General features: G+C 60.5%; 20 protein-coding genes. 9 read left to right on the forward strand and 11 right to left on the reverse strand.

The annotated features are described in order from the left end of the window. Positions 1-18: 18 nt before the first annotated feature. The 3 genes from epsE to EDC30_RS01105 are packed head-to-tail and all read left to right on the forward strand — an operon-like array spanning position 19 to position 3,161. Positions 19-807 carry a polysaccharide export protein EpsE gene (gene epsE / locus EDC30_RS01095; protein WP_132256485.1) on the forward strand — a complete coding sequence of 263 codons (789 nt, stop codon included), beginning with the start codon at positions 19-21 and terminating at the stop codon, positions 805-807. 60 nt (positions 808-867) lie between these two features. Beyond that, positions 868-2,274 carry a chain length determinant protein EpsF gene (gene epsF, locus EDC30_RS01100; protein ID WP_132256487.1) on the forward strand — a complete coding sequence of 469 codons (1,407 nt, stop codon included), beginning with the start codon at positions 868-870 and terminating at the stop codon, positions 2,272-2,274. A gap of 14 nt (positions 2,275-2,288) precedes the next feature. Then, positions 2,289-3,161, forward strand: a complete 873-nt coding sequence (locus tag EDC30_RS01105; protein ID WP_132256488.1) for a polysaccharide biosynthesis tyrosine autokinase — start codon at positions 2,289-2,291, stop codon at positions 3,159-3,161. Positions 3,162-3,414: 253 nt separating this feature from the next. Here the strand turns inward: EDC30_RS01105 and EDC30_RS01110 are convergent, their stop codons facing one another. From EDC30_RS01110 to EDC30_RS01135, 6 genes are read right to left on the reverse strand one after another with little or no spacing between them, the layout of a single operon-like run. After that, positions 3,415-6,087, reverse strand: a complete 2,673-nt coding sequence (locus EDC30_RS01110; RefSeq protein WP_132256489.1) for a bifunctional acetate--CoA ligase family protein/GNAT family N-acetyltransferase — start codon at positions 6,085-6,087, stop codon at positions 3,415-3,417. A 45-nt stretch (positions 6,088-6,132) separates the two neighbouring features. Further along, complete coding sequence (locus EDC30_RS01115; protein WP_132256490.1) at positions 6,133-7,470, reverse strand: NAD(P)/FAD-dependent oxidoreductase; 1,338 nt, start codon at positions 7,468-7,470, stop codon at positions 6,133-6,135. Positions 7,471-7,501: 31 nt separating this feature from the next. Continuing rightward, complete coding sequence (locus EDC30_RS01120) at positions 7,502-8,140, reverse strand: TetR/AcrR family transcriptional regulator (RefSeq protein ID WP_132256491.1); 639 nt, start codon at positions 8,138-8,140, stop codon at positions 7,502-7,504. Next, positions 8,137-9,573, reverse strand: coding sequence for an efflux transporter outer membrane subunit (locus tag EDC30_RS01125; RefSeq protein ID WP_132256492.1), 1,437 nt, complete (start codon positions 9,571-9,573; stop codon positions 8,137-8,139). Before EDC30_RS01125 ends, EDC30_RS01120 begins: the two co-directional genes overlap by 4 nt. Next, a complete protein-coding gene (locus tag EDC30_RS01130; protein WP_132256493.1) occupies positions 9,566-12,718 on the reverse strand; it encodes an efflux RND transporter permease subunit in 3,153 nt (1,050 codons plus the stop codon). Before EDC30_RS01130 ends, EDC30_RS01125 begins: the two co-directional genes overlap by 8 nt. Before the next feature lie 12 nt (positions 12,719-12,730). Continuing rightward, positions 12,731-13,963, reverse strand: a complete 1,233-nt coding sequence (locus tag EDC30_RS01135; protein ID WP_132256494.1) for an efflux RND transporter periplasmic adaptor subunit — start codon at positions 13,961-13,963, stop codon at positions 12,731-12,733. A 300-nt stretch (positions 13,964-14,263) separates the two neighbouring features. On the opposite strand from EDC30_RS01135, the gene EDC30_RS01140 reads away from it, so the two are divergent. The 3 genes from EDC30_RS01140 (at position 14,264) to EDC30_RS01150 (ending at position 17,607) form a co-directional block, all read left to right on the forward strand. Next, positions 14,264-14,992, forward strand: coding sequence for a c-type cytochrome (locus tag EDC30_RS01140; RefSeq protein ID WP_132256495.1), 729 nt, complete (start codon positions 14,264-14,266; stop codon positions 14,990-14,992). Further along, complete coding sequence (locus EDC30_RS01145) at positions 14,989-16,284, forward strand: cytochrome c (RefSeq protein WP_132256496.1); 1,296 nt, start codon at positions 14,989-14,991, stop codon at positions 16,282-16,284. Before EDC30_RS01140 ends, EDC30_RS01145 begins: the two co-directional genes overlap by 4 nt. A 129-nt stretch (positions 16,285-16,413) precedes the next feature. Further along, a complete protein-coding gene (locus EDC30_RS01150) occupies positions 16,414-17,607 on the forward strand; it encodes an amino acid aminotransferase (protein ID WP_132256498.1) in 1,194 nt (397 codons plus the stop codon). Between the two features lie 56 nt (positions 17,608-17,663). On the opposite strand, the gene EDC30_RS01155 is transcribed toward EDC30_RS01150, so the two are convergent. After that, positions 17,664-18,086: a DUF2784 domain-containing protein gene (locus tag EDC30_RS01155; RefSeq protein WP_132256500.1), complete on the reverse strand. Its 423-nt coding sequence runs from the start codon at positions 18,084-18,086 to the stop codon at positions 17,664-17,666. A gap of 177 nt (positions 18,087-18,263) precedes the next feature. On the opposite strand from EDC30_RS01155, the gene EDC30_RS01160 reads away from it, so the two are divergent. Beyond that, a complete protein-coding gene (locus EDC30_RS01160; RefSeq protein ID WP_132256502.1) occupies positions 18,264-19,307 on the forward strand; it encodes a CapA family protein in 1,044 nt (347 codons plus the stop codon). 78 nt (positions 19,308-19,385) lie between these two features. Here the strand turns inward: EDC30_RS01160 and EDC30_RS01165 are convergent, their stop codons facing one another. The 4 genes from EDC30_RS01165 to EDC30_RS01180 all read right to left on the reverse strand — a co-directional run bounded on the left by EDC30_RS01165 (position 19,386) and on the right by EDC30_RS01180 (position 22,647). Continuing rightward, the gene (locus tag EDC30_RS01165; RefSeq protein WP_132256503.1) at positions 19,386-19,958 is read right to left on the reverse strand and encodes a Spy/CpxP family protein refolding chaperone; all 573 of its coding nucleotides are present in this window, start codon (positions 19,956-19,958) and stop codon (positions 19,386-19,388) included. 155 nt (positions 19,959-20,113) lie between these two features. Further along, positions 20,114-21,604, reverse strand: coding sequence for a tetratricopeptide repeat protein (locus EDC30_RS01170; protein ID WP_165973682.1), 1,491 nt, complete (start codon positions 21,602-21,604; stop codon positions 20,114-20,116). Then, positions 21,594-21,998, reverse strand: coding sequence for an ExbD/TolR family protein (locus EDC30_RS01175; protein WP_132256507.1), 405 nt, complete (start codon positions 21,996-21,998; stop codon positions 21,594-21,596). The genes EDC30_RS01170 and EDC30_RS01175 overlap by 11 nt, the downstream gene beginning before the upstream one ends. Continuing rightward, the gene (locus EDC30_RS01180; protein ID WP_132256509.1) at positions 21,985-22,647 is read right to left on the reverse strand and encodes a MotA/TolQ/ExbB proton channel family protein; all 663 of its coding nucleotides are present in this window, start codon (positions 22,645-22,647) and stop codon (positions 21,985-21,987) included. The genes EDC30_RS01175 and EDC30_RS01180 overlap by 14 nt, the downstream gene beginning before the upstream one ends. A gap of 184 nt (positions 22,648-22,831) precedes the next feature. Between EDC30_RS01180 and imuA the strand changes: the two genes are divergently transcribed. Both imuA and EDC30_RS01190 read left to right on the forward strand, forming a co-directional pair. Then, positions 22,832-23,572 (forward strand): translesion DNA synthesis-associated protein ImuA, encoded by a 741-nt coding sequence (gene imuA, locus EDC30_RS01185; RefSeq protein ID WP_132256511.1) that lies wholly within the window; start codon positions 22,832-22,834, stop codon positions 23,570-23,572. Next, entirely contained in the window at positions 23,505-25,001 is a 1,497-nt protein-coding gene (locus EDC30_RS01190; RefSeq protein ID WP_132256512.1) for a Y-family DNA polymerase, read from the forward strand. Before imuA ends, EDC30_RS01190 begins: the two co-directional genes overlap by 68 nt. The last annotated feature ends 6 nt before the right edge of the window (positions 25,002-25,007 follow it).

The raw sequence follows: 25,007 nt of genomic DNA on the forward strand, positions 1-25,007 counted from the left end.
GAGGATGGGGAATTGAAAATGAAAAGCTATCTCAAGTTGATATTGGCAGTCCTGATGAGTCTGACGTTTTCCGGCGCATGGGCCGCAGACGGCGAACTTGGCCCTGGCGACTCGGTGCGCATCAATGTGTATGGGCATCCGGATCTTTCGCTTGAAACTCGTATTTCCGATACCGGCAGCATCACCTTTCCGCTGGTCGGTGAAATCAAGCTGGGCGGCCTGAGCCGGGCTGCGGCCGAGAAACGGCTGGCGACGGCGCTCGAGCGCGGCGGTTATCTGCGTAGCCCGCAGGTGAATATCGCCGTGGCACAAAATCAAAGCCAGCAGGTTTCGATTTTCGGACAGGTCGCACGCCCCGGCCGCTATCCGGTCGAAGGCAAGCGCAGCCTGACGGATATCCTTGCCATGGCCGGTGGCATGACTCCGGAAGCAGGCGATACGGTTACCCTGGTAAGGACCCGCGACGGCAAGACCATGAAGGAAACGCTCGACATTCATAACATGGTCAATACCGGCGACATGCACAAGAACCTTGAGCTGAAGACCAACGACGTGATTTACGTGGAACGCGCACCGCGCTTCTATATTTACGGCGAAGTGCAGCATCCGGGCACTTACAAGCTGGAGCGCAACATGACAGTCATTCAGGCTCTGTCCGTGGGTGGTGGCCTGAGTGCGCGAGGTACTGACCGGGGCGTGAAGCTGAAGCGTCGCAAGCCAGATGGCACCATCTATGAAGTCACCGCCAAGCATGAAGATATCGTGCAATCCGATGACGTCGTGTATGTGCGGGAAAGCCTGTTCTAAGGTTTTTCCAGTCAATAGTGTGACAAGTCTGGATGCTTGAACAAGTTCGAGGGTGAGCCAATGAAAATACGCCGTTTTTTACAAGTATTGCATGCACGGCGGAAGGTCATTCTGCTGACTTTGCTCGTAACGACGTTGACAGCCTTCGTCGTCAGCCTGGCGCAACCAAAGGTGTATAAAAGCACGGCTTCGCTGGTGATCAGCTACCGCGGCGCCGATTCCGCAAGTGGCGCCGGGATTCCTGCACAGGTTATTCAGGGCTATATCGCCACCCAGGTCGACATCCTTGGAAGCAAGAACGTCGCGCTGAAAGTGGTAGATATCCTGAAGCTGGATCAGGGTACGGAAGTGAAAGAGCAGTTTCAGAAGGCGACCGGCGGAGAAGGTTCTATCCGCGATTGGCTGGCCGATCTGTTGTTGAAAAACCTGGAAGTGCGGCCGGCTAAAGATAGCAGCGTGATCGATATCACCTTCAAGGCTACCGATCCAAAGTTTGCCGCCTCGGTAGCCAATGCATTTGCCACTTCCTATCAGGGAGCGGGAATGCAATTGGCTGCCGAACCGACGGCCAAGACTTCGGGCATATTCGGCGACCAGACTAAAAAGTTGAAGCGGAATCTCGAAGAAGCGCAGAAAAAGCTCTATAAGTTCCAGCAGGATAAGGGTATCGTCAGCGCGGATGGACGCATGGATGTCGAGACCAACCGCTTGAACGAGCTATCCAGCCAGCTTGTCGCTGTTCAGTCTCAGGTATTGGAAGCGACATCCCGGCGCGGCGGTGCTCAGGGTGCTGGCGATTCGCCGGACGTGATCGGCAATCCGCTCGTTCAAAACCTCAAGGCCGAACTGGCGCGGGCAGAAGCGCGCTTCTCGCAGTCGACCCAGGGGCTTGGTCCGAACCATCCTCAATACCGCTCCGCGCAGGCCGAAGTCAACCGGCTAAAGGCTGAATTGAATGCGCAAATAGCGGCGGTGTCGCACGGCGTCTCCAACAATATACGCAGCCTGCAACAGCGCGAAACCGAGTTGCGCACAGCCTACAACCAGCAGAAGACCCGGGTTCTTGAATTGAATCAGGCAAGAAATGAACTCGCCTTGCTGGCTCGCGACGTGGAAAATGCACAGCGTGCATACGACACGGCGACCCAGCGCCTGGCGAAAACCAGCGTGGAAGGCCAGATAGGGCAAGCGGATGTCGCCTTGTTGAACGAGGCCGTGCCGGCGCTCGCGCCCTCCGGTCCGCAAGTGATGCGCAATACGCTGTTGGCTGCATTGCTCGGCGCCATACTGGGAATCGTGATCGGCTGGCTTGCAGAAATGGCGGATCGCCGTGTGCGTACGGCCGAAGATCTTGCCGATGTGCTAGAAGCGCCTGTCCTCGGCGTAATTGGATGGGATCGTGGCAAGGAAGACAAATTCCAGGCGCCGCTCCTGGGAATGCAGCAGCGTCCTATGCTGCCGTTTTAGAAAAGGCCGTTGTCATGAATCAGCCCGTACCGCCAATTGCTACTTTGCCTGTATCGGTCAATCATGAGATGACGATGGGGCGCATGCTGGTCGACCGTGGCAAGATCACGCCGACCGATGCCGAACGCGTTCTGCGCTTGCAGCGCGAACAGGGCATGCGTTTCGGTGAGGCCGCGCGTTCGCTTGGGTTGATTACCGAAGCCGATATTCAGCAGGTCTTGGCGAATCAATTCGGCTTTTCGTATTTGCAGCCGGGCCAGGGTGATTTTCCTAAAGAACTGGTGGCCGCTTATGAGCCGCACGGCGAAGCGACGGAGATACTGCGCATGGTGCGCAGCCAGTTGCTCCAGCGCTGGTTTGCCGGTACCAGAAACGAGTTGGTTGTCGCCAGTATTGGCGCTGAAGACGGCGCCAGCATGTTTGTCGCCAATCTCGGGATCATGTTTGCCCAGCTGGGGCAGCCGACACTCATCATCGATGCCAACATGCGCCAGCCCAGGCAGCAGGATATTTTCGGCATCAAGTCCAGAATGGGATTATCCGAGATTCTTGCGGGACGGTGCGGTTTGCAGGCAATTTGCCGCTCGGATTATTTCGAGAATCTATCCGTTCTTCCTTCGGGTACCATTCCGCCTAATCCTCAAGAGCTGTTGTACAGGCCGATTTTCCAGGTGTTGCGTGAGCATTTGTGCAGGCATTTCAGCATCATCCTGATCGATGTGCCGCCGCTGTCCGGCAGTGGCGATGCATTGGCGGTTGCGTCCGGAATTGGCGGCGTAATGCTGGTCGCCCGACAGGATGCGACGTATCTTTCCGATCTGAAAACAGTGCAGGACAAGATGAAGCGCTGCGGCGTCGAGCTGGTCGGCTCGGTGATGATCAAGTAGCCGGTTATGCTGCTTGAAAGCAGCGCGTTATCTGGCGCCGCCGCAAAACCCGGCTGCAGGACTTGAGCTTGGCTATTTGCCTGTTTTATTGCATCTAAGCTCGCCAAATCTATGAACAGGGCTTGCAGTGAGTTAATCTGACTGCAAGCCCTGTTCATTGGGCTGGATGGTGGCTGCCAAATTCAAATGCCGAGGTTTCAGGCATATGGCCCGTTCCTCAAGCGCCATCGTTTTTCCGTGGATGGAAACAAGCTTACAACTCGCGGCTACAGAGCCGGAAGTCAGGATCCTCATCCCAGGGGCGGATTTCGAAGTCCAGGCTGCGCATGAGCTTGAGCATGGGCGAATTATTGTTGAGCACCATGCCCTCGATGCGCTTCAATCCCTTGCTGCGCGCAATATCCATAATCGACAGCATCATGCGCGTGCCAAGGCCGCGTCCATTGAACTCGTCGGCAACCACAAGCGAGAATTCGCAGCTCGTCGAATCAGGATTGCTGACGTAGCGGGAAATGGCGATGACCCTTTCTTCGCCTGGGCTGCCTTCGCCCATGGAAGGTTCCTGGTGAATGGCCACCAGCGCCATTTCGCGGTCATAGTCGATCAGGGTGAAGCGTGCCAGCATGCGCGCTGACAGTTCATTTACCGCGCTGGCGAAGCGGAAATACCGGCTTTCATGCGAGAGGCGCTGCACAAAGGCTTGCAGCATGCCGGCGTCGGTCGGATGCAGCGGGCGAACCAGGTAGCAGCCGCCTCCGGGAAGCGGCCATTCCCGTTCCTGTTCAGCCGGGTAGGGCAGAATCGCCAGGTGGCCGTACTGGCCAGCCTCGGAAGGCGCGTGATCGACCACGATACGGGCATCCACCACCAGGGCGCCATTCTGGTCGACGATGACGGGATTGATATCCATCTCGCGCAATTGCGGGAATTCGCACACCATTTCCGACACGCGCATGAGTATGCGTTCCAGCGCTTCGCGGTCGGCAGCCGGGGCTCCGCGCCATTCGCCGAGCGTCTCGGCGGAGCGCACGCGTTCCATCAGGTGCTGGGCAAGGAAGCGGTTCAGCGGCGGCAGTTCGATGGCGCGGTCGGCGATCAGTTCGATCATGCGGCCGCCGGCGCCGAAGGAAATCGCCGGACCGAATGGTTCTTCGGTGGAGAGGCCGATATACAGCTCGCGGCCATGCGGCTTGCCCGACATGTTCTGAATGGTGATGCCATTGATCTGCGCCTGCGGCAGCCGCCGCTTGATGTTGGCCATCATGGTTTGCCAGGCATCCCTGACCGCGGCAGCATTGTTGACGTTCAGGGTGACGCCATCTACGTCGGACTTGTGCGCCACGTCGGGCGAGTCGATTTTCAGCGCCACCGGATAGCCGAGCTGGTTGGCGATCAGCATGGCTTCGTTGGCCGAGCGCGACAGGATGGTGCGCGTGACGGGAATGCGGAATGCCGCCAGTAGGGCCTTGGATTCCATTTCGGTCAAGACCTTGCGCCGTTCGGCGAGCGCCGTTTCGATCAGGATGCGCGCGCCTTCGATATCGGGCTTGTCGAACTTGGATAGCGGCGAGGGCGTTTGCTGCAGCAGCTTCTGATTTTCATAAAAGGAAGCGGCCATGTCGAAGGCTTCAACGGCCGCTTCCGGCGTACGGAAGGTCGGGATGGCCGCACGGTTCAGGATGCGACGCGCTTCGATGACCTGCTCGTCGCCCATCCAGCACGTGATCACCAGCTTCGGCAGCGATGGCTGCAGGTCGGCCAGGGCTTGCGCCACCGTCGTGCTGTCGAGTCCTATGCGCGGCGAGAGAATGACGAGGATGCCGTCGACGTCATCGCATGCGGCGTAGGCGCCGATGGCTGCGCGGTAATGCTCGGCTGTCGCGTCTTCGCCCAGGTCGAGGAAAGGATCATGGCTGGCCTGGGACGGCAGCTGCGATGCCAGTTCGGCTTGCTTGGCAGGCGGCATGGCCGCCAGCTTGACGCCAAGGTCATTGGCCCAGTCGGCCGACAGCACGCCGGGCCCGCCGCCGTTGGTGACGATCGCCAGGCGCTTGCCTTGCGGCCGGTGGCGTGCCGACAGGCATTTGGCAATGGTGAACAGCTGCACGAAAGAGCGCACCCTGACGGCGCCGGCGCGGCGTAATGCGGCGTCGAACACATCGTCGCTGCCGACGATGGCGCCGGAGTGGGTCAGCGCGGCCTTGGTGCCGGAAGGCTTGCGGCCCGCTTTCAGCACAATGACCGGCTTGGCATTGGCGGCGGCGCGCAGCGAGCTCATGAAGCGCCGCGCATTGCGGATGCCTTCGAGGTAGACCACGATGCTGCGCGTGCCATTGTCTTCAGCGAGGAAATCCAGCACGTCCGCGACGTCGACGCCGGTATTCGGGCCGAGCGAGACGACCGTGGAAAAGCCGACGCCGTTGCGGCCGGCCCAGTCGAGCACGGAATTGGCCAGCGCGCCGGATTGCGATACCAGCGCGAGCGATCCTTTTTGTGCATTGGAACTGAAGCTGCTGGCATTGAGCTGCAGGTTCGGGCGCTGCAAGCCCATGGAATTCGGCCCGAGCAGGAACATGTTATGGCGCCGCGCGATCGCATGCAGTTCATGCGCCTGGCGCATGCCGATATCCTTGGAGAGGATGAGCGCGGCTTTGCTCTGCATGCGGCCTGCCATTTCCAGGGCGGTGGCAAGCTCCGCAGGAGGCAGGCTGATCAGCGCCAGATCCGGGCTGGTATGCGTAAGACTGGCCAGCGCTCCTTCGACACCGGTGTCGAGAAATTCGAGCCGGCCCGCGTAACCCGATTCGCGGATATGACGCACCGCGATTTGGCCGAAGGCATCGGCAGCATCCGGCATGTCAGGCTTGCGTGCCAGTACGACAATGGAGCGCGGGGAAAAGAGGGGGGTAAGGTAATGCTTTTCCATAATAGTCTCGGAAACCGGGCAAAAGTGCCATCCGCGTCAGTATTATCAGTGCAGCTTTACCAATGCCGTCGTGCGTTTGATCAGGGTGCGTCCGATGGCAAGCATGGCGGTGCGCACGGTGCCCAGGATCGCCTTGTGGTGCATCAGGTGCAGGCTCATGTATAACAGGCGGGCATAGAAACCTTCGACAAACCAGCTCAGGCCTTTCAGGGAGCCCATCAGGCTGCCGACCGTGGTCTCGTGCCCGATGGAGACGAGCGAACCATAATCGCGATAGACAAAGGGTTTGTCCGTTACGGGCTTGCCGGTAAGTTTTTGCAGGAAGACATCGACCAGATAATCCGCCTGCTGATGGGCGGCCTGCGCGCGCGGCGGCACCGTTTTGCCATTGTTGTCCGGACATGCCGCGCAATCCCCGAATGCATAGATATCCTCGTGGCTGACGACGTTGAGCCGGCCCGTGACTTCGATCTGTCCAGCCTTGTTGGTCGGCAGTCCCAGCGTGGTCAGGAACCCCGGCGCCTTGATGCCGGCCGCCCAGACGCACAGGTCGGCGGGCCGGGTCACGCCTTCGCCGTCGGTTACGCTGTCGGCGCGGATTTCCGTCACGCGGCAATTGGTGACGACGGTGACATGGCGCTTGGCCAGCAGACGTGCCGCGGCCGACGAGACGCGTTCCGGCAAGGGGGCGAGGATGCGCGGCGCGCCTTCGAGCAGAGTGATGCGCACATCGCGGGCCGGGTCGAGGCGGCGAAAACCGTAATCGGCGTAGGCGCTGCTGGCTTCGCGCAATTCCGCGGCCAGCTCCACGCCGGTCGCGCCGCCGCCGATGATGACCACATCGACTCCCGCATCCGGGCTGTCGGCCTTGCGCATTTCCGCCATGGTCAGCAGCTCCAGCATCTTCAGGCGGAACCGCTCGGCATCTTCGGTGGCATTGAGCGAGATCGAATGTTCGCGTGCGCCGGGAACGCCGAAATAATTGGATACGCTGCCAACCGCAAGGCACAGGATCGAATAGGGCACCTGGCGTTCCGGGATGATGATTTCGCCGCTTTCATTTTTGATGGCGGCGACGGTGATGCTCTTGCTGGCGGCATCGAGCGCGGTCAGGGCGCCATAGACAAAGGTGAAGCCGTTGTCATGGGCGAGCATCTGGTAGGACAGGCCTTCCTGGTGGATGTCGAGCGTGCCGGCGGCGACTTCATGCAGCGACGGCTTCCAGATGTGAGTCAGGCGGCAATCGACGAGGGTAACGCGGTTGTGGCCGAGTTTGCGGCCCAGCTTGCACGCCAGCTCCAGCCCTCCGGCGCCACCACCGACGATGACGACATTGCCAGGTTCATGGAAGCTTGCGGGGGAGGCTGTTTGACTGTCTGGCATGCTGGATTCCTTTTTATTGGAGCGATGCGTCTTATGCTGGTGGAGCTGCCGTTGAAGCCGTCAGGCTCGTCAGATTATCGATAAATTCCTTTATCGCTGCCTGTAATGTTACATGATCGATATCGGGCTCGCGCAATGCACGGATGGCCAGCCCTTCCATGAAGCACTGCATCGCCACACCGCGCATGGTCGCCAGCTGGGGCGGCAAACCTTTTCCGCCCGCTTCGACCGGCGCCTGCAGCCACTGGGCGACTTCCTTGCGGATCTCCGCATCGGATGCCGCCAGAGCTGCCGCCAGCTCGGGGTTGCGGCTTGCCTCGGCGCTCATTTCCAAAAATAGCGCGGCATTCATCAGGCGCGGGTCCGAACGGCGCCAGCAGTCGAATGCGTCGTAAGCCGCCGCCGCGATATCCGGCGCGTGATACAGGGAGCGGATATCGGTGCGGGCATTCTGCAATTGCCGCTCCACGATTGCCAGGATAATGGCATTCTTGCTTGGGAAATAGCGGTAAATCAGCCCTGGGCTCATTTCCGCGGTTTCCGCAATCAGCGCCATGCCGGCGGCGTGGAAACCATGCTCGATAAAGCACTTTTGCGCGGCGCACAGGATGCGCTCGCTCTGCGCCAGGGCGCGTTCAGTCTGCTTTGCCGAGCACGGGCGCGCATTCATTTGCTGCTCTCCACCCAGCCGCCGCCCAATACCTTGTACAGGGTGACGCGGTTGACCTGTTCCGCCAGCTGCGCCGAGACCAGGCCCTGCTGAGCCGCATACAGATTGCGCTGGGCGTCCAGCAGATTCAGATAGCTGTCGCGGCCCTGATCGTATCTAGCCTTGGACAGCTGGTGCGCGCGGGTGGCGGCTTCCGCCAGCGCTTGTTGCGCCGCGCGGCGGTCGGCCAGTGTGCGGGTCAATGCCAGGGCGTCGGCCACTTCGCGGAAACCCGTCTGAATCGATTTCTCGTACTGCGCCAGCGCGATGTCGCGCTCGGCCGTGGCGGCGCCGAGATTGGCGTTCAGGCGGCCACCCTGGAAAATCGGCAGGGTGAGTTGCGGCACGAAGCTCCAGATCCTGGTGCCGGCGTCGAACAGTCCGGACAGCGCATTGCTGGCGGTGCCGACGCTGCCGGTCAGCGAAATCGTCGGGAAGAAGGCCGCGCGGGCGGCACCGATATTGGCGTTGGCCGAACGCAGGATGTGTTCGGCCTGCAGCACGTCCGGACGGCGCAGCAATACCTGCGAAGGCAGTTCGGCCGGCAGCGGCGCGATGCCGGATACGGCGATATCGAAGCCTTGCGGCAGCAGGTCGTTGCCGATGGGGGCGCCGACCAGCAGGCGCAGCGCATTGATGTCGGTGGCGACCAGGCCGGCGAAGCGGGCGACATCGGCACGGGCCGATTCCACCGTGGTTTGCGCCTGCGCGAGGTCGAGCGCCGATACCGCGCCGTGCTGGTGGCGCTTGACGATCAGGTCGTAGCCGGCCTGCTGGCTGTCCAGCGTCGCCTGGGCCACGCGTTGCGATTCCAGGTCGGCTGCCAGGCTCAGGTAAGTGCTGGCGATTTCGCCGATCAAGGCGAGCTGTGCGCTGCGGCGCGCTTCTTCCTGCGCAAAGAACTGCTGCAGGGCGGCCTGGCTGAGGTTGTGCACGCGGCCGAACAAGTCCAGCTCGAAAGCCGCGCCGACCGAGGCAGTATAGACGCTGCCCGCATTGGCGACATTGCCGCCCGTGCGGTTCAGGCCGCCGCTGACGCCAACCGATGGCAACTGGTCCGCGCGCTGGATATTGTAAAGAGCGCGGGCGCGCTCGACGTTGAGCACCGCCACGCGCAGGTCGCGATTATTGTCGAGGGCGCGGGCAATCAAATCCTTCAGCTTGGGATCGGTGAAGAAATCGCGCCAGCCGATGTCGGCCACGGCTTGTTGCGCCGCCGGCGCGGCATCTGCCTGTGCGGAAGTGACAGGCTTGACGCTGGCTGTCGTCGGCGGCAAGGGCCACTCTGCCGGAATCGATGCGTTCGCTTGCGGCAGCTTCGGTTCCAGCATGGCGCAGCCGCTGGTGACGAGAGCAATGGCCAGCGCCAGGGAGGAGAGCATTGGTTTATTCATGAGAAGTCACTCCTTCTGCCATGCCGGCAGACGATGCTGGCGACTGCTTGCGCTTGAACAGGCGCTGCACCACCACAAAGAACAGGGGAACGAAGAACAGGCCGAGCACCGTACCGGCGATCATGCCGCCGAGCACGCCGGTACCGATCGCGCGCTGCGCGCCGGAACCTGCGCCGGAAGCAATCGCCAGCGGCAGGACGCCAAGGCCGAATGCCAGCGAGGTCATGACGATCGGACGCAGGCGGTCGCGCACGGCGTGCATGGTGGCGTCTACCAGGTTCATGCCATGTTCCAGGTTGGCCTTGGCAAACTCGACGATCAGGATCGCGTTCTTGCTCGACAAGCCCACCGTGGTCAGCATCGCCACCTGGAAGTAGACGTCGCGCGGCATGCCGCCCAGCGTATTGGCGATCACGGCGCCGAGCACGCCCAGCGGCGCCACCAGCAGCACGGCGGTCGGCACGCTCCAGCTTTCATACAGCGCAGCCAGGCAGAGGAACACGATCAGCACCGACAGCGTATACAGCACGGTGGTTTGCGAGCCGGCCTGACGTTCCTGATAGGACAGGGCCGTCCATTCGATGCCGAAACCTGGCGGCAATTGCGCTGCCAGACGCTCGACCTCGTTCATGGCGTCGCCCGAGCTGATGCCTGGAGCGGCTTCGCCCTGGATTTCCATGGCCGGCACGCCGTTGTAGCGTTCCAGGCGCGGCGAGCCGTATTCCCACTTCGAGGTGGCAAAGGCCGTGAACGGCACCATTTCACCCTTGGTGTTGCGCACCGACCAGAGCTTGAAGTCTTCCGGCGTCATGCGGAATTTCGCATCGGATTGCATGTACACGCGCTTGACGCGGCCACGGTCGACGAAGTCGTCGATGTACTGGCCGCCCCAGGCAGTGCCGAGGGTGCTGTTGATGCTGGCAAGCGAGAGGCCCAGCGCGGAAGCTTTTTCCGTATCGATCTCGATGCGGAACTGCGGCGTGTCTTCCTGGCCGTTCGGGCGCACCTTGGCCAGCAACTGGCTCTGTCCGGCGGAACCTAGCAACTGGTTGCGCGCAGCCAGCAGGGCTTCATGACCCTGGTTGGCGTTATCCTTCAGGAAGAAGCTGAAGCCCGCCGCCGTGCCCAGTTCCGGCATGGCCGGCGGCGCGAAGGCAAACGCCATGGCATCCTTGATCTGGCTGAAGGCGCCCATGGCGCGGCCGGCGACGGCATCGACACTCTTGTCGGCGCTCTTGCGCTCGCTCCAGTCCTTCAGCTTGACGAAGGCGATACCATTGTTCTGGCCCGTACCGGCGAAGCTGAAGCCCTGCACGCTGAACACGGATTCGACAACTTCCTTTTCATTTTCCAGGAAGTGGTGTTCGATCTTGCGGATCGATTCCATGGTGCGTTCCTGGGTGGCGCCGACCGGGGTCTGCACCATCGCGAACAGGATGCCCTGGTCTTCCGGCGGCAGGAACGAGCTCGGCAGGCGCAGGAACATGAATACCATCACGGCCGCCATGGCGACGAAAATCGCCATGAAGCGCTTGCCGCGACCCAGGATGCCGCGCACGCCGCGCTGGTAATTCGTGCTGGTGCGATCGAAGTTGCGGTTGAACCAGCCGAAGAAACCGGTTTCCTTGTAGTGATGACCCTTGCTGACGGGTTTCAGCATGGTCGCGCACAAGGCCGGCGTGAGGACGATCGCCACCAGCACCGACAAGCCCATGGCCGAGACGATGGTGGCGGTGAACTGGCGATAAATGATACCGGTCGAGCCGCCCAGGAAAGCCATCGGCACGAACACCGCCGACAGCACCAGGCCGATACCGACCAGCGCGCCGGTGATCTGGTCCATCGACTTGCGCGCCGCTTCCAGCGGCGACAAGCCTTCCTCGCTCATGATGCGCTCGACGTTTTCCACCACCACGATGGCATCGTCCACCAGCAGGCCGATGGCGAGCACCATGGCGAACATGGTCAGCATGTTGATCGAGAAACCGAGCGCGGCGAGCACGCCGAACGTACCCAGCAGCACCACCGGCACGGCAATCGTCGGAATCAGCGTGGCGCGGAAATTCTGCAGGAACAGGTACATCACCAGGAACACCAGCACGATGGCTTCGATCAGGGTATGAATCACGCCTTCGATCGATACCTTGACGAACGGCGTGGTGTCATACGGCGTGACGAAGGTCAGGCCATGCGGGAAAAATTCCTTGAGTTCGTTCAACCTGGTTTGCACGCCGGCAGCGGTATCGAGCGCATTGGCGCCGGTGGCGAGAGAGATCGCCACGCCGGTGGCGGGCTTGCCGTTGTAATGCGTCAGGAAGTCATAGTTTTCAGCGCCGAGTTCGACGCGGGCGATATCGCCCAGCCTGAGCACCGAACCGTCAGCATTGCTGCGCACCACGATATTGCGGAATTGTTCTGGCGTTTTCAGGCGATCCTGCGCGGTGACGGTGGCATTGAGCTGCTGACCCTGGATCGACGGCGTGCCGCCGAGCTGGCCGACCGCCACCTGGGCATTTTGTGACTGGATGGCGGAGATGACTTCGCTGGTCGCCAGCTTGTAGGTATCGAGCTTATTGGGGTCGATCCAGATGCGCATGGCGTACTTGGCGCCGAACACCTGGACATTGCCGACGCCCGGGACGCGCGACAACGGGTCGACCAGGTTCGAGACGACATAGTCGGAAATGTCATCCTTGGTCATGCTGCCGTCTTCGGACACGAAGCCGACCACCTGCAAGAAGCCGGTGCGCGACTTGGTGACGTTGACGCCCTGGCGCTGGACTTCCTGCGGCAGCAGCGGCATGGCCAACTGCAGCTTGTTCTGCACCTGCACCTGGGCGATGTCCGGATTGATGCTGTTATCGAACGTCAGCGTGATCTGGGCGGTGCCGCTTGCCGAGCTGTTGGCAGACATGTAAATCAGGCCGTCCAGGCCCTTCATGTTCTGCTCGATGATCTGCGTCACCGAATCCTCGACGACCTTGGCGGATGCGCCCGGATAGGTGGCGTTGATCACCACCGAGGGCGGGGCGATGGTCGGATACTGGGAAATCGGCAGCTTGGTGATGGACAAGGCGCCGGCCAGCATGATGACGATGGCGATCACCCAGGCAAAGACCGGGCGATCGATAAAGAAACGTGCCATGAAATTCTCCGCTTATTGTTTCGCGCTTGCTGGAGCCGTCTTGTTGCCGGCTTCATTGGCCGCCGGGCCGTTGGCTGCAGGTTGTGCCGGTGCTGCCGGGTTTTGATTCGCCGGAGCTTCCACCGCCTTGACCGGAATGCCGGGCTTGATCTTCTGCAGGCCGGCGACGATCACGCGATCGCCTGCCGCGAGGCCTTCCTCGACCAGCCACTTATCGCCGATGGTCCGGCTGACCTTGACTGGGCGCGGCTCCACCTTGTCTTCCTTGTTGACGACCATGGCATTGGTATTGCCCTTAGGATCGCGCATGATGCCTTGCTGCGGCACCAGGATGGCGTTCTGGCGTACGCCGTTGCCGACGACGGCGCGCACGTACATGCCCGGCATCAGGATATGGTCGGGATTCGGGACGGTCACGCGCAGCGAGAAGCTGCCGGTTCCCGGATCGACGCTGACGTCGGTAAAGGCCAGCTTGCCCTTGTGCTGATAAGTGGTGCCGTCTTCGAGGAGGATTTCCACCGGCACGTCGCCCGACTTCGTCAGCTTGCCTGCGGCGACATCCTTGCGCAATTGCAGGAGTTCGCTGCTGGATTGGGTCAGGTCGACATAGACCGGGTCGAGCTGCTGGACAGTTGTCAGGGCATTGGCCTGGTTGGCGGTCACCAGCGCGCCGGGCGTAACGGCGGACTTGCCGATACGGCCAGTAATCGGCGAGGTGATGCGGGCATAGGCGAGCGTGACATTGGTGCTTTCCAGCGCAGCTTCAGCCGCGGCAACTTCTGCCTTGGCCTGGGCGAGGGCGGCGTTGGCATTTTCATTATCCTGCCGGCTGACCGCATCGATTTTGACAAGCTCGTTGGAGCGCTTGGCATTCAATTCCGCCGATTTGAGCGTAGCCTGGGCACGTGCCAGGTTGGCTCGGGCGCTGGCAGTGTTGGCGCGATAAGTGGCGTCATCCAGTTGGTACAGAGGCTGGCCAGCCTTGACGACGGCGCCTTCGGTAAATAAACGCTTTTTGACAATGCCGGATACCTGCGGCCGAACCTCTGCCAACAGATAGGCGTTGGTCCGTCCGGGCAATTCGCGCGTCAGGTTGACGGTTTGCGCTGCCAAGGTCACGACATTCACTTCGGGCGCGCCCGGCTGCGGCGGTGGAGCCTGGGTTTTACCGCAGGCGGCAAGTGTAATGACACTCACCAGCAGCAACTGAGCCGGAAGACGAAGCAGTGTTTTTCTTGGCAACATGAAAGACCTCGGAAGATGGAATGCAATTCGGTAAAAATAATTATAGAGATATATGGTAACACAAAGAATGAACGATCATTCTCATTTGGCTTTGCTGATGCCGCATGAATTCGTTCTGGCATTGGGTCCATTATGCAATGCCTTAATTCATCGTTAACCAGGCCAGCTCATCATCAATTCGGTCCATGCCTCACTTCCACTGATGCGGGCAAGACGAATCCGACGCGCGATGTAATAATGGCATGACGAATTGTGTTCTGCTTATAAATGAAAAGACATTCCAGACGCGTATCTATCTGCATGAGCATAGGAGTCGTTTGCCTTGCAGTAGTATTCAATCAAGACGCCGGTGCCCAGCAATCGGTTCCCGATACGATTGGCCAGCGCGCCATTGCCTGTTCTGCCTGCCATGGCAAGGAAGGACGGGCAACCAGCGAAGGTTACTTCCCGCGCATTGCCGGCAAGCCTGCCGGTTATCTGTATAACCAGCTTGTTAACTTCCGCGAAGGGTACCGCCAGTATCCGATGATGACTTACATGGTCGATCAGATGTCGGATGCCTATTTGAAGGAATTGGCGGAGTATTTTTCAAGCCAACACCCGCCGTACCCGCCGCCACAATCGATCAGCGCCAGCAAGGAGCAACTGGAAAGAGGGCGGCAACTGGCGCTGTCCGGCGATCCCGCCCGGCAGGTTCCTGCCTGCGTCGCCTGTCACGGCCAGAAACTGACTGGTGTCGTTCCCGCCATTCCCGGCTTGCTGGGGTTGCCGCATGATTATCTCAATTCGCAATTCGGCGCCTGGCGCAACAAGTCCCGTCGCACGCCGGCGCCTGACTGCATGGCGGAGATCACCAGCCGCCTGAGTCCCACCGACGTGAATGCCGTGGCGGCCTGGCTGGCTTCCCAGCCCGTGCCGAGTGATGGCGCGCCGGCTGCAAGTCTGTCGGCCAAGTTGCCGCTGCCTTGCGGGAGTGTCAGCGGGGTACAGATTTCCGCCGGTGCAGCGCAGAAAGGGAACCGGCCATGAAACGCCTGTTATTGTCCCTGCTGGCAGTGATCGTCGTGCTCGTTATCGGCGTGCCGGCTGCCGTGATCGCTTACCAGTACTGGCATGAGCCGGGCAGCGACGTGGCTGCCGTTCCAGTCGCCGACCGCGCGGAACAGGTCCGGCGCGGCGCTTATCTGGCGCGAATCGGCGATTGCATGGCATGCCACACGGCGCGCGGCGGCCAGGCCTATGCCGGCGGACGGGCCATCGTCACGCCTTTCGGCAATATCTATGCGCCGAACATCACGCCGCACGCGGAAACCGGCATCGGCACGTGGACGCCGGACGATTTCTGGCGTGCCCTGCATAACGGCAAATCGAAAAACGGGGAATTCCTGTATCCCGCTTTCCCCTTTACCAACTATACCCGCATGACGCGCGCGGATAGCGATGCCATCTTCGCTTACCTGCGCACGATCGAGCCGGTGGCACAGGAAAACCGCGAGCCGGAATTGCGCTTCCCGTACAACCAGCGCGTATTGCTGGCGGTATGGCGATCGCTGTATTTCACGCCGGGAGAGTTTCAGCCCGACCAAAGCAAGTCGGTGGAATGGAACCGGGGCGCTTACCTGGTACAGGGATTGGGGCATTGCAGCGCCTGCCATACCAGCCGCACGCGCCTGGGCGGCAGCGATGAAAAGCTCGACCTGGGAGGGGGCCTGATCCCGGTGCAGAACTGGTATGCGCCGGCGTTGACAGGCGGGCTGGCGAGCGAACTCGGCAACTGGGAGGCCAGCCATATCGCCGATTTGCTCACTACCGGCGTGTCGATGCGCGGCACCGCGGCCGGGCCCATGGCGGAAGTGGTGGGACAAAGCCTGCAATACATGGAAAAGGATGATGCGCAGGCGATTGCCGGCTATCTCAAGTCTCTGCCATCCGCAGAAGTGTCGTCGGCTCGGCGGATGCCGGCGCCCACAGGCAACGCCGAGGAAGTGCTGAAGGAAGGCCAGCGGATTTACGAAAAATATTGCGTCGACTGCCACCAGGCCAATGGCCAGGGTCATCCGCCGGCTTATCCGCCGCTGGCAGGCAATCGCGCACTGCTGGTCGATAATGCGCTCAATCCGATCCGCATGGTCTTGAATGGCGGTTATCCGCCGACGACGAAGGGCAACCCGCGTCCATACGGCATGCCGCCGTTCGCGCAGGAGCTGAACGATGCCGAAGTCGCGGCGGTGGTGTCATACATGCGCAATGCCTGGGGTAACAAGGCTTCGCTGGTATCGCCGGTCGAAGTCGGCAGGTATCGGGGCGCGCCACTGTATTAAGGGGGAATGCGCGGTTGAATTGTTCGGCATGGAGATTTATTGCGATAATGCCGGTTTTAGCTGAAATTTAATCGGCGGTATCGGCAGTATTTAGGCTGAAGTTTTCGGCGCAATAAATTTGGAGCATCCATGTTCGAACATTTTCCCCGCTATCCGGGCGACCCGATTTTTTCCCTGGTGGACCGCTGCCGCCAGGATCCCCGTCCTGAAAAGGTCAACCTGAGCATCGGCCTGTATTACGACGATGCCGGCCGGGTGCCGAAACTCGAATCGGTGCGCATCGCCGAGGAAGCCTTGCAAGGCGAGTCGCAAGCCTGCATCTATCAGCCGATGGCGGGCGCAGCCAATTACCGGTTGGCGGTCCAGGAAGTCCTGTTCGGCGCCAGCCATCCGAAAGTCCTCAACAAGCATATCGCCACCGCGCAAACCATCGGCGGCTCGGGCGCGCTGAAGCTGGGCAGCGATCTGCTGCGCCAGTATTTCCCCGATTCGCAAGTCTGGGTGAGCGATCCCTCCTGGGATAATCACGCGGCGATCTTTTCCGGTTCCGGCTTCACGGTGAACCGCTATCCGTATTTCGATGCCGCCACCAGCGGCGTCAAGTTCGACGAGATGGCGGCTTGCCTCGCCCAGCTGCCGCCGAAGAGCATCGTGCTGCTGCATCCCTGCTGCCACAATCCGACCGGCGCCGACCTGTCGCCGGCGCAATGGGATGAAGTGGTGAAGATCGTCAAGGCACGCGAGCTGATTCCTTTCTGCGATATCGCTTATCAAGGACTGGGGCAGGGCATGGATGAAGATGCCTACGCCATTCGCGCGCTGGCTGATGCCGGTGTGTCCCTGCTGGTCAGCAATTCCTTCTCCAAGACGTTTTCTTTGTATGGCGAACGTTGCGGTGCGCTCAGCATCGTCTGCAAGGATCAGGAAGAAGCCGAGCGCGTGCTGGGACAGATGGAATTCACGGTGCGCCGCAGCTATTCCAGCCCGCCGACCCATGGCGGTCAGATTGTCGCGCGCGTACTGTCGACGCCCGAGTTGAATGCCATGTGGCGCGGCGAGGTCGAAGCCATGCGCGTGCGGATTCAGCAAATGCGCCAGCAATTACGCGACAAGATCGTGGCGCTGCGGCCGGATGCGCAATGCGACTTCATCGTGAACCAGCATGGCATGTTCAGCTATAGCAGTTTATTGGCCACATATGCGCAAGCCCTGCGCGATCGTTTCGGTATCTATATTCTCGATTCGGGCCGGGTATGCATTACCGGCTTGAATACCGGGAATGTCGAGCGCGTGGCAAAGGCGCTGGTCGAGGTGATGGAGTAAAGTGCGCTTTTCAATCAGATTCGCGCTTTCAGATTCGCGCTTTTAAGCTGTATCTTTCAAACCGTATCTTTCCGCCCGGGAGTCGCCCTCCTGGGCGGAAACCGCCACCAGGCAATCGCCACCAGCAAGCCGAATGCCGAATAGGCAGTCACAAAGGTCCACCACGGCGCTTCGTAAAACAGCCAGGCGGCGAGCCAGTGCTCGATGAAGGTTTCTCCATAGGCTGGCATGCCAGCCTTGTAGCGCAGCCATGCTTCCAGGGTCGTGAACGGGCAATCTATGCCTGCCCAGGATTGCAGAACCACTATCCCGATCGCGGCAAGATGACCAGTGCGGAACCAGAGCCGGTTCACCCAGGACCAGCCCAACAGGTTGCCTATCATGATCATGACCAGGCCGCCGACCAAGAATGCCACGATGGCAAAGTGCAGGATCAGCACAGCATCGGCCAGTAGCCGGTAAATGGTCTCGGCTGGCATGGCAAATATCTTCCGTCGGTAATAATCGATTGACCCAGGTTCGTATTGCAAATTGGATGCGATTGCGGAATGAGTAGTTCTGCTATGACGCATCTCAATGTTCTATGTGGATCAGCGCCTAAATTGAGTTTGAGCTTGCACCACATCACCAAGATATGCTTGGGGGCTTAGGCAAGGATGGAAAGCACCAGACCGGTATCGGGCAGCCATTCGTCCCGGACCGCACGCGTCATGCTCGGCGGCGATGTGATGCTGGGGCGTACCGTCAAGGAATATATCCTGCTGCATGGTCCGCAATATCCGCTCGGGCCCATTGCCGGCTTAATGCGCGGCGCCGACCTGACGATCGTGAACCTGGAATGCGCGATCACATCCTCCGATACGCGCTGGCCCGGAGCGCCCAAGGCATTCTATTTCGGCGCGCCGCTGCAAGCCGTACACTCGCTGGTGGATGCCGGTGTCGACCTGGTCAGCCTGGCCAATAACCATGTGCTGGATTACGGCATCGATGGTTTGCGGGATACCTTGCGCCAGCTGCATCGGCATGGCATTACGCAAGCCGGAGCCGGCGAGACGCTGTCGCAGGCGCTCACTCCTGCCGTCATCGACCGTAATGGCTTGCGTTTCGGGATGGCCGCGTTCTGCGATCACCAGGAAGATTTTGCCGCGCAACTCTTGAGCCCGGGAATGGCGTACCTGGACCTGAAGGATGAGGCGGCCACGCTGGCAGTCTGGCGCAGCGAGCTGGAGACGTTGCGGCAACGGCAGGTGGACTGGCCCATTCTCTCGCTGCACTGGGGGCCGAACATGGTGTGGCGCCCGGCGGAAAGATTCCGCCGCCTGGCGCATCTGGCCATCGACATGGGGTGGAAAATCGTATTCGGTCACAGCGCCCATGTATTCCAGGGGATCGAGCTGTATCGCGGCTGCCCGATCATCTATGCTGCAGGCGACCTGGTGGATGATTATTACGTCGAGCCCGAATTCGCCAATGATCACCAGTTATTGATTGAACTGGAAGTCGACGGGGATTGCCTGCGCCGCATGTTGCTGCATCCGATTTATATCGAAGATTGCCAGGCGCGTCCGGCAACCGGCGGACATTTCGTGCGGGTTCTCGATGTCATCAGCGCGCTTTGCCAGGAGATGGGAGCGACGGTCAAGCAAGATGCGGTACACGGCATCCGTATCGAAGTCGGGAACGGCTGGCAGCCGCAATGACCTGTCAGCCGTTCCCGCGGGGCATCCCTGGTAACAGCAGGCAGTGATTCGTTATCACTGCTGCGCACGATGCCAGCTTCAGCGCCGCGGCATCGGCATGGTCCCGGGCATGGCGCACCCGGGACGATGGCGTGGACCATATCCTCGATCGTCGAATTGACGGCGCTGCTCCGGCGTCAGGATTTCATAAATCTGCCGCTCAGTCTGGGCATGCATCAATGCCAGGTCCGCGCTGGCCTGGCCGATTGCCCTGGAAAACGACTGCACATTGGCATCGGAGTAGTTGCTGGAACGGACAAGATCATGCAGCGCAGCGATGGATTTGTGCAGCATTTTCAGGCTTTCCCGTTTGCGGGGCTCCTGCCTGTGGATGATGTTGAACACCTTGTCCTGCTGCTCCTCGCTCAGATTCAAGCCATATAGCATATGGCCCATGTCACTGCCAGGCATCATGCCGCCGCCATGGAAGCTACCCATGCCATGTCCCATCATGCCCGGGCCCATGCCCATCATCGGGCAATTCATCTGTGGACTGTCCATTGGAGGAGCCGGCGGGTTGCCGGGGCCAGGCTGGGCTTGGGCAGCAGCGGCCATGGCGAGCAGGGCGGTGGACGCCAGGGTATGCTTGAGTTTCAGAGGGATGCGCATCATTCTTTTTCTCCTTCTAACATCATAGGAAATCACCAAAGATGGTATGCATAAGACTATGACAATCCCTGGAAAATTCGGTTATGAAGTTCGTATTTATCTATAGAAAAAGTCTGCGACTAGGCGAGCTAATCCTCTTGTCTGACAAGGTTTGATAGCTATTTTCTTTTCCACATCGTAGCGGTGGCAATGGCGCGCTCACGCTGTTCCGGAGTCAGCTTTCGGTCATAAAGATGGCGGTCGGCATACGCAGTTATATTGTTGCGTTTGTCTGCCGAGAATAACCAGCAAAAATAAGCCAGCTCATCTTTTTCAGGTAGGGTTCCATCTGTGCCATACATTTTGGCCACGCTGGTCTGGGCTTTTTCCTCCCCGCGAATCGTACCTTTGCAGAACCAGTACAATGCCTGTTTGTCATCCTGAGGCACGCCGGCACCCTCGGAATACAGCACGCCGAGATTGTATTGAGCCTGCACATTGCCTTGTGATGCCGCTCTGCGATACCAGTACGCTGCTTGCTTGTCATCCTGAGGCACGCCTATGCCATGGGTGTACATTACGCCGAGATTGTATTGAGCATTGGCGTAGCCATAATAGGCCGCCTTGCGATACCAGTGCGCTGCCTCCTTGTCATCCTTGGGAACACCGATGCCGTCGCTATACATCAAGGCCAGGTTATAGGTCGCTTTCGGATCCCCTTCTTTAGCCGCCTTGCGGCACCAGTGGACAGCCTTTTGAGCATCCTTCGGGGTGCCTGTGCCTTCCGCATATATCGTGCACAGATTAGCTTGAGCGGGGGCGTAATCCTTTTCCGCTAATTCGCTGAATACAGCGAGTGCTGCACCATAATCTTTCTGCTTGAAAGCTGCTGTGGCGCGGTCCAAACGATCTTTGCATGTGCCTGGATCCCAGGTGTGAAGCGGGCTGGCGTCATAGCACCATGGCCTTCCTGGGAAAGTGAACACCTGTCCTGGGCAATAAGAAGGATTGTCGGGCATGTTCACACAATCCTCGGCACTCGATTCTTGTACCCAGCCACCCGGACTCCAGCCGGCTCCTCCGCCATCGTCAAATAACCGCTCCTCGTTAGCAACGGTCAGATCCTGGGGCGGCGGGATGACTCCCACTGCTCCTGCTCGAATGCCAGCGCCTGGATGATTGGCAAAACGCGGTTTGCCGTTTGTAGCAGGTTTGCCTGAAGCGGATTCCGGTCCCACTTGGTTGGCTTGGTCAGTCTGGCCTGCGACATTATCTGACTGGGACAGGGTAGTGGCCGTCTCGGCTGCAGATTGAGTCGGCTCGGCTGCATCCGCTATCTCTGCAGTTCGAGTATTGACGGGTTTTGTCGTTGAAGGCTGAGCCGGGCGCTGTCGCGGACGCGGTATTGACGATGACGCCGATGGTGGCTCAGTGCGTTCAACTGCTGGCGGCTGTGCCGGTGGTTCCGGCAATTCGATAATACGCGCGTCAATGGCCAGCATGCGCTGCTGAGACATGGCGGGTGCTCTTGCCATGATCAGGGACATGCCCCAGATCGCCAGCGCCCAGGCCAGAAGCGCAAGGGGGCCAGTCCACGGCAAGCGCTGCCATGGCGAGTCGTAACGCGCGGCGCGTTCGGCGATGATTGCCGCGGCAACGTTACTGGACATGCTTGACGGCGATGAGGAAGTGTTCGGCGCCTGCCGCGCGTGCCGCCAGCATTGCCTGCACCACGATGCCCTGCGGAGCGGCATTGTCGGCCGATACGATCACATCGCTATCCGGCCCGCTCAGCATGGGCTTCAGCGTGGCGGCGACTGCTTCCAGCGCAACCGGCGTGTCATTGAGGAGAATGCGGCTGTCGTGCGTGACCGTCAGCGTGACCGGCTTCTTGGCATTCATGGCGGCAGCCTGTCCCTGCGGCAGGTCCACGGCCAGGGAATGCAGGTTTTGCATGGACAGCGACGCAAGCATGAAGGTGGCGAGCAGGAAGAAAATTACATCGATCATCGGAATGATCTCGATGCGTCCGCGCTTGTGCGAGCGTGATTTACGCAGCTTCACGGGACTCTCCGCGCGCTGTCTGCGCTTGCTGGTCGAGGCGGATGTGGTCGGTCAGGCGGGTGCCGAGACGCTCCATTTCATCGACCGTTTGCGCTTGGCGCGATGAAAAGAAATTGAAGGCAAACAGGGCAAGGATCGCAATCACGAGACCAAGAGCGGTAGCGATCAATGCCTGCGCCACACCGCCGGTGATGCCTGCGGGATTGACTAGGCCGGAGCCGCCGATCAGTTTGAAGGAATCCATCATGCCATCGATCGTGCCCAGCAATCCCAGGAGCGGGGCGGCGGTGACAATCGTTTCCAGCACCCACAAGCCGCGCCCAAGGGATTTCTCGAGTTGCTGGGCTTCGTCGCCAGCACGGGATTCCACCCACCAGACCGGCTTGCTGCGGTTTTCCATGATCACGCGGAAGAAACGAACGAAGTAGTTGCGTGGGCCTAGCGCTTTCAGGCGCTGACCCAAGTCCACCCAGGAGAAATCATAGGTTTCTACCAGATCGACAATGGCGGCCGGCAGTCGCACATAGCGCAAATAGACGTAGAGCTTGTCGATGCAAATGAGCAGTGCCAGCAAGGCAAGGGCTAGAAGAGGATAAACGATAAGCCCGCCGTAGCGCAGGGAATCCAATGTGGCTTGAAGATTATTCATACTGGCTTGTGCTCCTCTTTTTATTGTTTAAATTGAAACGCCCGAGTTCATGCTGCCATATGGATATAAGTATGGCAAGAAATACTTACCTTTAGTAAATGCATAAATGTAAATGTTGATAGCTTCATAAACTGTATATTTATACAGTAAAATGATGCTCCCTTATCATCGTCGGGAGGTCATCATGTCAGTCGCTTCATTGGACCATGCCGTCTGGCGCGCCGATCAGATGGCATCCTGCCAGGCGGGTGTCGTCGCCAGCGGCCATGCCTTGCTTGACCGCGAATTGCCCGATGGCGGCTGGCCGACGGCGTCCCTGATCGAGTTGTTGCCGCAACAGCCCGGCATCGGCGAGATGCGCCTGCTGCAACCTGCACTGGCCAGCATTGCGCAACGTCGCCGCATTGTCCTGGTACAGCCGCCGCATGCGCCGCAAACCGCCGCCTGGTCGGGCTGGGGACTGGCGGCCGAGCGCCTGCTGTGGGTGAAGACCGAGCGCACTGCCGATGCCCTGTGGAGCGTCGAGCAAATCCTGCGCAACGGCAGTTGCGGCGCGGTGCTGTTCTGGCAAACCCATAGCCGGCCGGAGGCGTTGCGCCGTCTGCACCTGGCGGCTCAGGCGGGCGATGCGATGTTCTGGCTGCTGCGGCCGCTGCCGAACGCCCAGGATGCCTCGCCATCGCCCTTGCGCCTGGCATTGCAGCCGGCACGTGGCGGCATTGCCGTCCATGTCATCAAGCGCCGCGGTCCTGCACGCGATACGCCGCTGTTCGTGCCGTTGACCATGCCGGCCAGGGTGTCGCCTGGCGCCGCGACTGACGACACGGTTATTCCTTTCAATCCCATTTCAATTCGTCATGCGCCTGTGGATCGGCTTGCACCTGCCGTTGCTGCCTCTCGAAACGCTGCGTCCGCGCTGGTGTGAACCGGGCATGCATGCCGTGCTGCAGCGTGACAGCGTGATGGCGGCTACGCCAGATGCGCTGGCGGCAGGCGTGCGTCCTGGCATGCGACGCGGCGGGGCGTTGGCGATTGCGCCCGGCGTCAGCTTGCATGAGCGCGACGTCAAGCGCGAACAGGATGCCCTGCAAAGCGTGGCGCTGACGCTGCTGCAATATACGCCGCATGTCGTGTTGGACGCGCTGGACGGAGAAGCCGGCCTGCTGATGGAGGTTGGGGCGAGCCTGCGCCTGTTCGGCGGTCCGCGCGCCTTGTGCCGGCTGGCATGTGACAGCGTCATGGCGCTCGGTTTTACGCCGCGTATCGGCATGGCGCCTACCGCGCGCGGCGCCGGGCTGCTGGCGCGTGCCCGCAGCAGGAACGCGCGGCATGAAGGAAGCACCATTCGTGCATTAAAGATATCCAGCCTGCAGCGCTGCCTGGATGCCTTGCCTTTTGAGTTGTTGCCGGCGGCGCAAGCCCATGCGGATCTATTGTCTGGAATCGGCTGCGTCACCCTGGGTGACTTGCGCAGGCTGCCGCGTGCTGGCCTACAGCGACGATGTGGAAAACAAGTGGCTAGCGAACTCGACCAGGCATATGGCGATGCCGCTGAACTGTTCGAATGGATCGAAGCGCCGTCAGTGTTTTCCAAACGGCTCGAGCTGCCGGACCGCATCGAGCATGCCGAGGGCTTGCTGTTTGCCGTGCGCCGCCTGCTGGCGGAAATGACCGGCTGGCTGGTCGCCAGGCACCTGGCGGTGTCGCGTTTCACCCTGCAGCTGGAGCATGAGCGCGGGCGCAGCGCCGTGCCGCCGACGATGCTGGAGGTCGCCCTGGCCGAAGCCGCCTGGCGCGAAGAGCATTTGCTGAAGCTATTAAAAGAGAGGCTGGCGCGCCTGACGCTGGCTGCGCCCGCCATCGCCTTGCGCCTGGAAGCGGCGCAATTGTCGCCGCTGGCGCCGGCGAGCGAATCGCTCTTTCCCGAGCCGGGCGGCACGCCTGCGGATTACCGCCGCCTGCTGGAATTGCTGACGGCCAGGCTGGGAGAGCAGGCCGTAATGACACCGGCGCCAGTCGCCGACTACCGCCCCGAAATCCGCAATGCCTGGCAGCCAGCCACTCAGGCGCAGCAACGGCAAGCCAGACCGGACACAGTTGAGTCACATGCCGAGCGGCCGTTCTGGCTGCTGGCGGAACCCGTAGCCTTGCTGGTGCGAGAGCATCGGCCTTTCTACGGTTCGCCGCTGACACTGCTGAGCGGGCCGGAGCGCATCGAATGCGGCTGGTGGGACGACGCCTTTGCCGCGCGCGACTATTACATCGGCATGGATGCCGATGGCGCCTGTTATTGGGTGTGCCGCGAGCGCTTCGACCTTGAGGAACGCTGGTTCCTGCACGGCCTGTTCGCGTGATTGTCG

This window comes from Paucimonas lemoignei (assembly GCF_004342585.1).
Classification (GTDB): Bacteria; Pseudomonadota; Gammaproteobacteria; order Burkholderiales; family Burkholderiaceae_D; genus Paucimonas; species Paucimonas lemoignei.